At 66.6% G+C, this 13221-nt stretch carries 10 protein-coding genes and 1 pseudogene; 6 read left to right on the top strand and 5 right to left on the bottom strand.

The genetic code is table 11. The features are described from left to right. Positions 1-26: 26 nt before the first annotated feature. The 3 genes from ABQE44_RS02585 to ABQE44_RS02575 form a co-directional block, all read right to left on the bottom strand. Positions 27-629 (bottom strand): Rv1078 family RDD domain-containing protein, encoded by a 603-nt coding sequence (locus tag ABQE44_RS02585; protein ID WP_448428107.1) that lies wholly within the window; start codon positions 627-629, stop codon positions 27-29. Positions 630-774: 145 nt separating this feature from the next. Continuing rightward, positions 775-2172 carry a cystathionine beta-synthase gene (locus ABQE44_RS02580; protein ID WP_448428105.1) on the bottom strand — a complete coding sequence of 466 codons (1398 nt, stop codon included), beginning with the start codon at positions 2170-2172 and terminating at the stop codon, positions 775-777. 41 nt (positions 2173-2213) lie between these two features. Further along, positions 2214-3275: an alpha/beta hydrolase gene (locus ABQE44_RS02575; RefSeq protein ID WP_448393248.1), complete on the bottom strand. Its 1062-nt coding sequence runs from the start codon at positions 3273-3275 to the stop codon at positions 2214-2216. A 196-nt stretch (positions 3276-3471) separates the two neighbouring features. On the opposite strand from ABQE44_RS02575, the gene ABQE44_RS02570 reads away from it, so the two are divergent. Both ABQE44_RS02570 and ABQE44_RS02565 read left to right on the top strand, forming a co-directional pair. Next, positions 3472-4440 carry an SGNH/GDSL hydrolase family protein gene (locus ABQE44_RS02570; protein WP_448393247.1) on the top strand — a complete coding sequence of 323 codons (969 nt, stop codon included), beginning with the start codon at positions 3472-3474 and terminating at the stop codon, positions 4438-4440. Between the two features lie 34 nt (positions 4441-4474). After that, on the top strand, positions 4475-5692 hold the full coding sequence (locus ABQE44_RS02565; protein ID WP_448428103.1) for an acetyl-CoA C-acetyltransferase: 1218 nt from the start codon (positions 4475-4477) through the stop codon (positions 5690-5692). Positions 5693-5755: 63 nt separating this feature from the next. Here the strand turns inward: ABQE44_RS02565 and ABQE44_RS02560 are convergent. Further along, a pseudogene (locus tag ABQE44_RS02560) lies at positions 5756-6365 on the bottom strand (hypothetical protein). A gap of 144 nt (positions 6366-6509) precedes the next feature. Beyond that, complete coding sequence (locus ABQE44_RS02555) at positions 6510-7358, bottom strand: Bax inhibitor-1/YccA family protein (RefSeq protein ID WP_448393245.1); 849 nt, start codon at positions 7356-7358, stop codon at positions 6510-6512. A 153-nt stretch (positions 7359-7511) separates the two neighbouring features. On the opposite strand from ABQE44_RS02555, the gene ABQE44_RS02550 reads away from it, so the two are divergent. The 4 genes from ABQE44_RS02550 (at position 7512) to ABQE44_RS02535 (ending at position 13202) form a co-directional block, all read left to right on the top strand. Then, on the top strand, positions 7512-8561 hold the full coding sequence (locus tag ABQE44_RS02550) for an enoyl-CoA hydratase/isomerase family protein (RefSeq protein WP_448428101.1): 1050 nt from the start codon (positions 7512-7514) through the stop codon (positions 8559-8561). After that, positions 8558-9334 (top strand): enoyl-CoA hydratase, encoded by a 777-nt coding sequence (locus ABQE44_RS02545; RefSeq protein ID WP_448428099.1) that lies wholly within the window; start codon positions 8558-8560, stop codon positions 9332-9334. The genes ABQE44_RS02550 and ABQE44_RS02545 overlap by 4 nt, the downstream gene beginning before the upstream one ends. 9 nt (positions 9335-9343) lie before the next feature. Further along, the gene (locus ABQE44_RS02540) at positions 9344-11050 is read left to right on the top strand and encodes an alpha/beta hydrolase (RefSeq protein ID WP_448428097.1); all 1707 of its coding nucleotides are present in this window, start codon (positions 9344-9346) and stop codon (positions 11048-11050) included. A gap of 430 nt (positions 11051-11480) precedes the next feature. Next, a complete protein-coding gene (locus tag ABQE44_RS02535; RefSeq protein WP_448393241.1) occupies positions 11481-13202 on the top strand; it encodes a PGRS repeat-containing protein in 1722 nt (573 codons plus the stop codon). The last annotated feature ends 19 nt before the right edge of the window (positions 13203-13221 follow it).

The raw sequence follows: 13221 nt of genomic DNA, 5'->3' as shown, positions 1-13221 counted from the left end.
GCCTTCCAGTGTCGGTTCGTCAACGATTAGAGCGGTAAACAGATAGTACTGACGATCTTGTCGACCAACGTCTGCCTCTTCGCATCCCATAGCGGGAACAAGACCGCGATGACCCAGAGCAGGCCGCAGGCCAGATACGCGACCAGGTAGATGAACTCACGCAGGACCGATAATGCAAAACCCATTGGCTGACCGGTCTTTTCAGAGACCACCTTGAATTTCACGATCGACTTGCCGATGCTCGACCCAGTCCGGCCCTGGCGGTAGCCGAGGTTCCAGACCAGATACGCCAGCGCGACGATCGGTGCGATCACCACCGATGCCTGTCCCAGCGTGGACGCTCCGGTGGCACAGAACTCACCCAGCTCGTACTCGGAAACATCTGTGATGCAGGCGGTTTCGCGGGTTCCCGCCAGCATCGCGAACCCGATGCCCAAGATGATCGTGAACGGGATGTAGTCGATGATCCACGCGAGCACGCGAGTAAACCACGGGGTATAGGCCTCTTTCGGCAATACCGGGACCCGCTGCGCGAATCCGCCGGGTGCCGGATATCCACCGCCCTGGTGCTGGCCCCCCGGCGGAGGAGGTGGTGGATAGCCCCCTGGCGTCGGCGGTTGCTCGGTCATGGATGACCTCCCCAGGGCTGCTCTAGGTGGTAACAAGCCTGCTTACAGTACCTGAGAAGGCGTCGACAGCAGCGATTTCCGACCGGAACCCGGCGTCGTGCCCGAACCGTGAGTTTGCCCGGCTTTTCAATCCTGCTGCGCAGCCCTAACGCCGGCCGTCGCCGTCGGACAGGAACCCGAGAAGATCGTGTCGGGTCAGTACGCCGACGGGTTTGCCTTCCTCGACCACCATCACCGCATCGCATTCGCGCAGTGTCTTGGCCGCGTCGGTGACGAGCTCGCCGGAGCCGACCAGCGGCAGCGGCGGGCTCATGTGCTTGGCAACCGCGTCAGCCAGTTTGGCACGTCCTTCGAACACCGCTTTGAGCAGTTCGCGCTCCGAGACACTGCCCGCCACTTCGCCGGCCATGACCGGCGGTTCGGCGCCGACCACCGGCATCTGCGACACCCCGTACTCACGCAGGATGTTGATTGCGTCGCGCACCGTCTCGGAGGGATGGGTGTGCACGAGGTCGGGCAGCGCACCCGACTTGCCCCGCAACACGTCTCCAACCAACGTCGGTTCCTCGGCCGAGCCGTCGAGCCGACTGCGCAGAAAACCGTAGGACGACATCCATTCGTCGTTGAAAATCTTTGAGAGGTAACCTCTTCCGCCATCAGGCAGCAGAACGACGACCAACGAGTCCGGTCCGGCCTCCTCGGCCACCTTGTTCGCGGCGACGACCGCCATCCCGCACGACCCGCCGACCAGCATCGCCTCCTCGCGCGCCAACCTTCGGGTCATCTCGAACGAGTCGGCGTCGGAGACCGCGATGATCTCGTCCGGCACGGCGGGATCGTAGGCCGCAGGCCAGAAATCCTCGCCGACGCCTTCGACCAGATACGGCCTGCCGGTACCGCCCGAGTAGACCGAACCTTCAGGGTCGACGCCGACGACGCGCACCTTTCCGTCCGACACCTCCTTGAGGTAGCGGCCCGCTCCCGTGATGGTGCCGCCGGTGCCGATGCCCGCGACGAAATGGGTGACCTTGCCGTCGGTGTCCGCCCAGATCTCCGGCCCGGTCGATTCGTAGTGGCTGGCCGGGCCCATCGGGTTGGAGTACTGGTCGGGCTTCCAGGCACCGTCGATCTCGCCGACCAGGCGGTCGGAGACGCTGTAGTAGCTGTCGGGGTGGTCCGGCGGTACGGCGGTCGGACATACGACGACGTCGGCGCCGTATGCGCGCAGTACGTTTCGCTTGTCCTCGCCGACCTTGTCGGGGCACACGAAAATGCACTTGTAGCCGCGCCGCTGGGCGACCAGCGCCAAACCGACACCGGTGTTACCCGACGTCGGTTCGACGATCGTGCCCCCAGGCTTGAGTTCTCCGCTGGCCTCGGCGGCATCGATCATCTTGATCGCGATGCGGTCCTTGGAGCTGGCGCCCGGGCTGAGGTACTCCACCTTGGCGGCGACCATGCCGGCGCCGGGCGGCACCACGGAGTTCAGCTGTACCAGAGGGGTATTGCCGATGAGCTCACTGATGTGCCTGGCGATCCGCATGACTCCATCGTGTCAGGCGGCCTCCCGGGTCGCCAGGCGGCTTACCAGGTGGCCTCGCGAATGTAGTCGCCGATCTGACGCAGCGACCTCGTCGCCTCGGGAACCATCGGCGCGGCGAGCTGGAAAACATGCATCTGACCGGGCCAGATGCGCACCTCGACCGGCACCCCGGCAGCTGCCAGCCTGCGGGCAGCCTTGCGGGCGTCGCTGACCAGCACCTCGGAGCCGGAAACGTGGATCAGTGTGCGAGGCAGGCCCGGTTCGATGTGGTCCAGCGGTTCGTAGACCTCTTCGGGTCTGCCGTCCTGGTGATGGCGCCGCGCGGCCTCCTCGACCAGGTCGACGAGTGCGTAGAACGCGCGGGGCGGGAACATGGCGTCGGTGCGGATATTCGGGTGGTTCGCGCGGGCTTCGTTGTCGACCTCGAACAGCGGTGACATCGTCACCATCGCCGCGGGCACCTCGCCGTGCGGACCCTCCTCCTGCAGCCGCTCGGCCAGTGCGAGCGCCAGATATCCGCCCGCGGAGTCGCCGGCCAGCACAATCTGGTCGGCCTCGTAGCCCTTCTGGCGCAGCCACTTGTAGGCGTCGTAGCAGTCGTCGACCGCCATGCCCACCGAGTGCTTGGGGATCATCCGGTAGTTGACGATGAGCACCGGGCAGTCAGCAAACCGTGACAGCCCGCTGACCAAGCGGCCATGCGAGTTGACGCCGCACGTCAAGAACGCCCCTCCGTGCATGTAGAGGATGACGGCGCGGTTACCGTCTGCCGGCAGCACGCCCGGCGCTCGCACGAGTTGCGCGGTGCACTTCGGCAAAGAGATCGTCGCACGGACCGTGCCGGGCGCCGGCCGCATCACCCGCGAGACGAAGTCCACCAAACCCCAAGGCCACGGCAGCTTCGGTGCGTAGCTTCCGATAGCTAGAGTCGGCCGGATAGTTAGCAGAGCAGCCAGCGCGGTGACCCGTCCTGCGAGGCTTGGACCGTCTTCGACAACCTCGACAGGCGCGCCGTCACTTACCGGAAACTTGCGGGGTTTTCGCCCCTTAGCAGGCGGTATACCAGCGCTGTGCGCCCTGGCAACCTTGCTGGGTGCCGTCATCGCCACCCCTTCCCTACGCCACTGTAGTTCCGGGTGCCGCCTCTTTACTGAGCGTGGCCCGTACCTTAGCTTGACACTCTATAAGCCGATCAACAATCGACGAGTCATATTCGATACCGGAGTTGATACCGCAATGTGACACGAGATTGCCTGCCGCCACGCGGATATCCCAGAAAATCCCACTTAAACTCGGTGTGTGGGCACTCACGCACCGCACCGGACAAAAACCGTCGCCCTGGCGGCCGCGGCGGCGCTGGCCTCGACGGGTTCGGCATATCTCGGAGCGCGCAACCTGCTCAGCGAACAGGCGGCCCGAACCCGCCAAGTCATTCCCAAATCGTGGGACATCCCCCCGCGCGCCGACGGCGTGTACACCCCGGGCGGCGGACCGGTCGAGCGCTGGCAGCGCGACGTGCCATTCGATCTGCATCTGATGATCTTCGGTGACTCCACCGCGACCGGATACGGTTGCATCGACGCCGACCAGGTGCCGGGCGTGCTGCTGGCCCGCGAGCTTGCCGAGAGGTCGGGTAAGCGAATTCGGTTGAGCACCAAGGCCATCGTGGGGGCGACGTCGAAGGGGCTGGCTGGCCAGATCGACGCCATGTTCGTCGCGGGTCCGCCGCCGGACGCCGCGGTGATCATGATCGGGGCCAACGACGTCACCGCGCTGAACGGAATCGGCGCGTCGGCGCGGCGACTGGCGCGGGCGGTGCAGCGGCTACGGGCCAGCGGAGCCGTCGTCGTCGTGGGCACCTGCCCCGACTTCGGCGTGATCAGCGCCATCCCCCAGCCGCTGCGTATGGTGGCCCGCAGCCGCGGCCTGCGCCTGGCACGTGTGCAGGCCGCAGCCGTGCGCTCGGCCGGTGGTGTGCCGGTGCCGTTCTCCGACCTACTGGCGCCCGATTTCCGCAAGATGCCCGAGGTGCTGTTCTCCCACGACATGTTTCATCCGTCGGCGGCCGGTTATGCGCTCGCGGCCAAACAGTTGTTCCCGGCGTTGTGTAATGCGTTGGGTGACTGGATCGGTGGCGCGGTGCCCGAGCTGCCGTGGCAGACGCAGCCGTCCGAGGGCACGACGCTCGTGGCTCGGGTCGGCAGCTTGAGCAGGCTGTGGCGGCGTTCGACTGGGGTGCCCGCGCCCATCGTGGCGCGCGCGAGCTAGGTTCTCCTGATAGCCGTCAACGCGAGGAGACACCATGCCTGAAGCCGTCATTGTCGCGACCGCGCGGTCGCCGATTGGCCGCGCCGCGAAGGGTTCGCTGGTCGATATGCGCCCCGACGATCTGGCCGCGCAGATGGTGCGCGCGGTGCTGGACAAGGTGCCTGCACTGGATCCGCGGGAGATCGACGACCTGATCATGGGCTGCGGACAACCTGCTGGCGAGGCCGGGTTCAACGTCGGCCGCGCCGTCGCCGTCCAACTGGGCTACGACTTCCTGCCCGGCACCACGGTCAATCGGTACTGTTCATCGTCGCTGCAGACCACCCGGATGGCGTTCCATGCCATCAAGGCCGGCGAGGGCCATGCGTTCATCTCCGCTGGCGTGGAAACGGTTTCGCGGTTCCCGAAGGGCACTGCCGACGGTTGGCCGGACAGCAAGAACCCGGTGTTCGCCGACGCGATGAGCCGCTCCGAGCAGGCCGCCGCCGGCGCCGACGAATGGCACGACCCCCGCCAGGACGGCCAGCTGCCCGACGTGTACATCGCGATGGGCCAGACCGCCGAGAACGTCGCGCTGGCCACCGGCATCAGCCGCGAAGACCAGGACCACTGGGGCGTGCGCAGCCAGAACCGCGCCGAGGAGGCCATCAACAGCGGCTTCTTCGAGCGTGAGATCGTGCCGGTGACGCTGCCCGACGGGACGACGGTCAGCAAGGACGACGGTCCGCGCGCGGGCACCACCTACGACAAGATCAGCCAGCTCAAGCCGGTGTTCCGGCCCAACGGCACCGTGACGGCCGGCAATGCGTGTCCGTTGAACGACGGCGCCGCGGCGTTGGTGGTCATGTCGGACACCAAGGCTCGGGAGCTGGGGCTGACCCCGCTGGCGCGCATCGTGTCCACCGGTGTCAGTGGCCTGTCGCCGGAGATCATGGGCCTCGGCCCGATCGAGGCGACGAAGAAGGCGCTGACCAATGCGGGCATGTCGATCGGCGATATCGACCTCTACGAGATCAACGAGGCGTTCGCGGTGCAGGTGCTGGGTTCGGCGCGTGAGCTCGGGATGGACGAAGACAAGCTCAATGTCTCCGGCGGTGCGATCGCGCTGGGCCATCCGTTCGGCATGACTGGCGCGCGCATCACCGCCACACTGCTGAACAACCTGACGACCTACGACAAGACGTTCGGCCTCGAAACGATGTGCGTCGGCGGCGGTCAGGGCATGGCGATGGTGATCGAGCGGCTGTCCTGACTTGTTGGCGTTGACTCTGCGTTGAGGGTGCCAAAAAGTCGAATTTGAGCCCTGGACGCAGAGTCAACGATTGCGTGCCTCCCACGCGCGGCGGACACGACGCAATATGTCGGCGGGATGGTGACGCGCCGCCACCCTGATGTTCAGCCAGTCAAGTTCGGCGATGTCCTCCAGACGTTGGATCTCGTAGGCGAACCGTTCTCGGGTGGTCCGATGCTGATCGCCCTCGTACTCGGCGGCGATCTTCAGGTCTTCCCAACCCATGTCGAGGAAATAGCGTCGGGTACCGTCTGGACTCCACACCGGTATCTGTGTCTGGGGTCGCGGATAACCCGCGCGAATGAGCAACAGCCGCAACCACGTTTCCTTTGGTGACTGCGCACCGGCGTCCATCAGATCCAGGGCCTGCTCGAGCTGGAGCAGGCCGCGCGTGTGGCGGTGCCTTGCCGCCAGCTCTTCGATCGCCGAAGCCTTGAAACCGGTGGCCCGCGCTAACGCATCGAGGCGCTCCACCGCATGGCCAAGGGTTCCCCGCCTTCCGAGACGGCTCGATCCGCTTGTCCAGGTAGACGTTCGGCATGACTGCGCGGTAGTACCGTCGCAGCTCGTACCGGCTGAGCGCACCCGACGCAACCGCCTCTGATCCGATGAACGGTTCGGATATCTCCCCCATGACCGCACATTCGCAGCCTCGCCGCTCGAATAGAGTGTCACTCTGCGCCCACGGCGCGAATCTGTGGATGAACTACGCCATGTGTACAGAGCCAACGTACGAAAAAGCCCGACACCGTAGTGCCGGGCTTTTCGTTTGAAGCGACTACTCGCTGTTGAAGTAGCTGAGCAGACGCAGGATCTCGATGTACAGCCAGACCAGCGTCACCGTCAGGCCCAACGCGATACCCCACGCGGCCTTCTCCGGCGCACCGGCCCGAACCATCTGATCAGCGGCGTCGAAGTCGATCAGGAACGAGAACGCCGCCAGGCCGATGCACAGCAGCGAGAAGCCGATGGCGAGCATGCCGCCGTCGCGCAGGCCCAGACCGGTGCCGCCGCCCACACCGAACACCGCGAGGACGAGGTTGAGCAGCATCAACGCCAGCACACCGAACAGGCCGGCGACGATCATCCGGGTGAACTTCGGCGTCACGCGGATGGCGCCGGTCTTGTAGACGACCAACATACCGAAGAACACCCCGAGCGTGCCGACGATCGCCTGCGCGATCATTCCGACACCGCCGAACGAGATGACGTTGGCGATGATGAACGAGATCGCGCCGAGGAACACGCCCTCGAGCGCGGCGTAGCTCAACACGATGGCCGGGTTGTCCTGCTTGCGCCCGAACGTCGCGACGAGCACCAGCGCCAACCCGCCCAGGCCGCCCACCAGGGCGAACGGCATGGCCAGGCCCAGGTTCTGGGACACGAGGTAGTACGAAACGACACCGACGGCGGTCAGCAGGGCCAGCGTGATGCCGGTCCGGGTGACGACGTCGTCGATGGTCAGCGGGCGGGCGACACCGGCCTGCTGCTGTGGGGGGTACTGGGTCGTATAGGGGTCCGCTTGTACCGCCGCCGCACCGTAGCCGGCGGCTCCGGTACCGAATTGCGCATATCCGCCCTGTGTCTTGGGCAGCGAACGAAATACCGGGTTGCTGGATTCCCGCACCGTCGGTTCCTCTCCTGTGAAGTGGGTTCGACAGAGTTGGCGAACACACAGATAACGATCACGGCCAGACGTCGGTTCCCAAGATGCCGGGCCATTTCCAGAAAAACCTTACCCGGCGCCCCATCAGCCCGCGTGACGATCTAGATTGCATTTGTGGGCGAAAACGAGGATGTCCTAGTAACTGTTGACCGCGGCGTCGGCTTGATCACGCTGAACCGGCCCAAGGCCATCAACTCGCTCAACCACGCGATGGTCATCACGATGTCCCAAGTCCTGACCGAATGGGAAAGCGACGACGCCGTTCGCACCGTCATGGTCGACGGCGCCGGGGAGCGCGGCCTGTGCGCAGGCGGTGACATCGTGGCGATCTACCACAGCGCCATCGCCGACGGCCCCGAAAAGGGCACCGAAGCGCGCAACTTCTGGTACGACGAGTATCTCCTCAACGCCCACATCGGCCGATACCCCAAGCCATACGTCGCGCTCATGGACGGCATCGTGATGGGCGGCGGCGTGGGCGTCAGCGCCCACGGGCGCGTGCGGATCGCCACCGACACCACCAAGATGGCGATGCCTGAAGTCGGCATCGGCTTCATACCCGACGTCGGCGGCACCCTGGTCCTGTCGCGCGCCCCCGGCCTGCTGGGCTTGCACGCCGCGCTGACCGGCGTCACGTTCAACGGCGCCGACGCGATCGCGATGGGCTTCGCGGACCACTACGTCACCCACGACCGGCTGCAGTCCTTCAGGGATACGCTGCTGCGCGACGGTATCGACGCCGCCGTATCCGCCCATGCCTCCGAGCCTCCGGCGAGCGAGCTTGTCGCACAGCGGAACTGGATCGACGAATGCTACGCCGGGCAGACCGTTTCCGACATCGTCGCCGCGTTGCGCGGCCACGACGCAGAGCTGGCCGGCGAGGCCGCCGACCTGATCGAAAGCCGTTCACCGATTTCGGTGTCGGTGGCGTTGGAAGCGGTGCGCCGGGCCGCCAAACTCGAAACGCTGGAAGACGTGCTGCGCCAGGAATACCGGACCTCGTGCGCGTCGCTGCGCAGCCATGATCTCGTCGAGGGCATCCGCGCCCAGGTCATCGACAAGGACCGCAACCCGAAATGGTCGCCGGCCTCGCTGGCGGCCGTCACCCCCGCCGACGTCGAAGCGTACTTCGCGCCGGCCGATCGCGAACTGGAGTTCTCATGACGAGCTACGAAACCATATTGGTCACTCGTGATGACCGCGTCGCCACCATCACGCTGAACCGGCCGAAGGCGCTCAACGCGCTCAACAGCCAGGTGATGCACGAAGTCACCGCTGCCGCAGCGGAATTCGACAGCGATCCCGGCGTCGGCGCGATCATCCTCACCGGCAGCGAGAAGGCCTTCGCGGCTGGCGCCGACATCAAGGAGATGGCCAGCCTGACGTTCGCCGACGTGTTCGCCAGTGACTTCTTCGCCGCCTGGGGCAAGTTCGCCGCGACGCGCACCCCGACCATCGCCGCGGTGGCGGGTTACGCACTCGGCGGCGGGTGCGAGCTGGCGATGATGTGCGACGTGCTGATCGCCGCCGACTCGGCGAAGTTCGGTCAACCCGAGATCAAGCTCGGCGTGCTGCCGGGTATGGGTGGTTCACAGCGGCTGACCCGCGCGATCGGCAAGGCCAAGGCCATGGACCTGATCCTGACCGGGCGCAACATGGACGCCGAGGAAGCCGAGCGCGCCGGGCTGGTGTCGCGCGTGGTACCCGCCGACAAGCTGCTCGACGAGGCGAGCGCGGTGGCCAAGACCATCGCCGATATGTCGCTGTCGGCATCGCGGATGGCCAAGGAGGCGGTCAACCGCGCGTTCGAGAGCACACTGGCCGAGGGACTCCTCTACGAACGCCGGTTGTTCCACTCGGCGTTCGCCACCGACGACCAGACCGAAGGTATGAACGCGTTCACCGAGAAGCGCCCCCCGAACTTCACCCATCGCTAATCTGCCTTGGTGACCGATACCCGAGACGACACGGCCGAGGTCGTCCAGGAGGAGCCACCGCAACAGCGACCGTCCCGCAAGCCGTGGTGGGTGCGCCACTACACGTTCACCGGAACCGCGATGGGCCTGGTGTTCATCTGGTTCTCGCTGACGCCGTCGCTGTTGCCGCGGGGGCCGCTGTTCCAAGCGCTTGTCAGCGGCGGGGCCGGAGCCACCGGATACGGGATCGGCGTGTTCGCGGTCTGGTTGACCCGCTACATGCTGTCCAAGGACAGCAGCCCATCCGCACCGCGGCTGGCATGGATCGGGCTGGTGATCGTCGGAATCGTGGGCCAGATCCTGATGATCATCTACTTCCACGTGTGGCAGGACGAGGTCCGCGATCTCGTCGGGGTACCGCGGATGGGGTTCTGGGACCATGTGCTGACCGCCGTGCTGTCGATCGTCGTGCTGTTCGTACTGGTCGAAATCGGCCAGCTGATCGGAAGATTGGTGCGCTTCCTGGTTCACCAACTCGGCCGCTTCGCACCGCCGCGGGTGTCGGCCGTCGTGGTGGTGGTCCTGCTGCTGGCGTTGAGCATCGCGCTGCTCAACGGCGTGGTGGTCCGCTTCGCGATGAGCACCATCAACAACACCTTCTCGGCGGTCAACGACGAGACCGACCCGGACTTCGCGGCGCCGACGTCGCCGTTGCGCTCCGGCGGACCGCAATCGCTGGACAGCTGGGAGTCCCTGGGGCACCAAGGCCGGATCTTCGTATCGGGTGGACCGACGGTCGAGCAGCTCACCGAGTTCAACGGCGCGCCTGCGATCGAACCGATCCGCGCCTACGCCGGGCTGCACTCCGCGGACGGCATCAAGGCCACCGCGGAGTTGGCGGCCCAAGAGCTAAGGCGCGCAGGCGGACTGGACCGCGCGGTGGTCGCCGTCGCCACCACCACCGGCACCGGCTGGATCAACGATGCCGAGGCCTCTGCGCTGGAGTACATGTTCAACGGCGACACCGCGATCGTGTCCATGCAGTACTCGTTCCTGCCGAGCTGGCTGTCGTTTCTGGTGGACAAGGAGAACGCACGCCAAGCCGGGCAGGCTCTGTTCGAGGCCGTCGACGAGTTGATCCGCGAGATGCCCGAAGCGCAGCGCCCGCGGTTGGTGGTCTTCGGCGAGAGCCTCGGTTCGTTCGGCGGTGAGGCGCCGTTCCTGGCGCTCAACAACCTCATCGCCCGCACCGACGGCGCGTTGTTCAGCGGGCCGACGTTCAACAACACCATCTGGACCCAGCTCACCCGCGAGCGTGACGCGGGGTCACCGATGTGGCTGCCGATCTACGACGACGGCGAGAACGTCAGGTTCGCGGCCAGGGCCGAGAACCTGGGCAGGCCCGACGCCCCATGGGGCGCACCGCGCGTCGTGTACTTGCAGCATGCCTCCGACCCCATCGCGTGGTGGAATCCGGATCTGCTGTTCGCCGAACCGGACTGGCTGCGCGAGCCGAAAGGCTACGACGTGTCCGGCCGTATGCAGTGGATTCCGATCGTGACGTTCCTTCAGGTGTCGGCGGATATGGCGGTCGCCGTCGACGTGCCCGACGGACACGGCCACGTCTACGTCAAGGACGTGGCGAACGCCTGGGCGGCGATCCTGCAACCGCCTGGATGGACAGCGGAGAAGACCGAGAAGCTGCGTCCGATATTGCACAGCGACGAAAACGATTAACCGGGGACGTCGTCGGCAACGTTCCGCTTTGCAGGTCATCATCATCAGCGTTGCTGACCACCAGCCACTATTCGGCATGTACGTCAATAATGGGCAGGGAAAGCCAGCATCGCCATGGCTCACCAGAGGACGACCGAAACGCCGTCCAACGAAATTGGACCGGATGGCGTCCGAGTTTGCGTTCATATCGGTAACCGCGGCACGCACACTCATCGAGGCTGATCCTGGCGTTTGCTGGTGTGCCGCCGAGGCGCACGCGCGGAACCAGCAGGGAAAATGCCGAACGAGCCGATCAGGGATTCTTGTCAACCACCGAGTTACCCGGGAAATTTCTCACTAATTGTGCTAATCATATGTTGCTCACTGTTTGCGGTTGATTAGCCATGACATTCGATGGCTTCTTCACCGAGCGAAGGGATCGACATTGCCGATGGCCAAGCACACGCGCGCCCGACCGTCCAAGGACAAGAAGTCGCTGGTGACAGCGGCAGCGTTGACCAGTGGTGTGCTCGCGGCAGCCGGTGGCGGCGCGCTTGCCACCTCGGCACCGGCGGTGGCCGAGACCCCATCGTCGTCCTCGTCCTCGGCGCTCAACGACTCGCTGTTCGGCTTCGGCGCATTTCTGCCTTCGCTCCTCGGGCTGACACCGCATGGCGGCACCCCGTATTCGCCTGACCTGTACGAGAACCCGAACAACAGGGTGATGTTCGGCTGGACCAACTACCTGCCGCCGTCACCGGTCGCGCCGTCGGGCAACGCCAACACTCCGCTGTTCGACTGGACAGACGTGATCCCGAAGCCCCCATCGGCGGGCAACCCGCTGTTCGGCTGGACCATATCCGTGCCGAGCGGCGGCGACGGGACGCCCGGCATCCGCAGCAACGGCAACCCCTCGACGTCAGCACTGCTGGGCGCCAACGCCGCGTTCCAGAACGCGGCGCTCGCGATGAGCTCGGCATTTCAGACCGGTTTCAAAACGCTGTTTCACAACGGCACCGAACCCGGCGAGAACGGCGGTCTGCTGATCGGCAACGGCGCCGACGGCGGTCCCGGCCAGAACGGCGGCCGCGGCGGATTGCTCTTCGGCAGCGGCGGAAACGGCGGCGCAGGCGTCGCAGGCGTCAACAACGGTAAGGGCGGCAACGGCGGCAGCGCCGGCCTGTGGGGCAACGGCGGCGCCGGCGGTGCGGGGGCCAGCATCACCGACGAGGACGGTGACGTCGTCGCTGGCAACGGCGGCAACGGCGGCAACGCGGGGTGGTTCCACGGCAACGCGGGCATCGGCGGCGCGGGCGGCGACGCCGTCAGCGGGTCCGGCGATGCACAGGGCGGCCAAGGCGGTCACGGCGGCGCCAACACGTGGCTGGGCAGCGCCGGGTTCGGCGGTGTGGGCGGCAGCGCCACCAGCGACACCGGCGCCGCTACCGGCGGAGCGGGGGGCGACGGCGGCAATGCCGGATGGCTGTTCGGCTGGGCAGGCGGCGGCGGCGACGGCGGCGCGGCCACCAGCACCACCAACACGGCCACCGGCGGTGCGGGCGGCGACGGCGGCAACATCGGCATCGAAGGCGACGGCGGCAACGGCGGAACCGGTGGCGCGGCGCAAACCGACGAGGGCGATGCGACCGGCGGCAACGGCGGAACCGGCGGCGGCTCGTTCTTCAACGGCACCGCGGGCGACGGCGGCGACGGCGGTGCCGCGGACGCCGGAACCGGCACGGCCACCGGCGGTGACGGCGGGTCCGCGGGCTCCGGCGGGATCGACGGGCAGGGCGGTAACGGCGGCGACGGCGGCGACGCGGACGTCGACGAGGGCGAAGCCACCGGCGGTAACGGCGGCCGCGGCGGCGGCAGCGGGTTGATGCAGAACGGCGGCGACGGCGGCGACGGCGGCGACGCCACCGCGGACACGGGCACGGCCAACGGCGGAAACGGCGGCACCGGCGGCTGGACCAGCTGGGCCAACGGCTACCGCGGCGGCAAGGGCGGCAACGGCGGCAACGGCACCGCGACCGACGGCGTCGGCAACGGCGGCGACGGCGGCACCGGCGGACGTGACGGCCTGGGCGCCGCGGACGGCCCGGGCGGTTCGGGCGGCACCGGTTCCGGTTCTGACGGCGGCTCCGATGGCTCCGACGGGGCCGACGGATAGCGATTGCATAGATTGGCGG

It is taken from the genome of Mycolicibacterium sp. XJ2546 (assembly GCF_053483195.1).
Note: the sequence above shows the minus strand (reverse complement) of the source record. Positions and strands in the feature narration are given on the sequence as shown.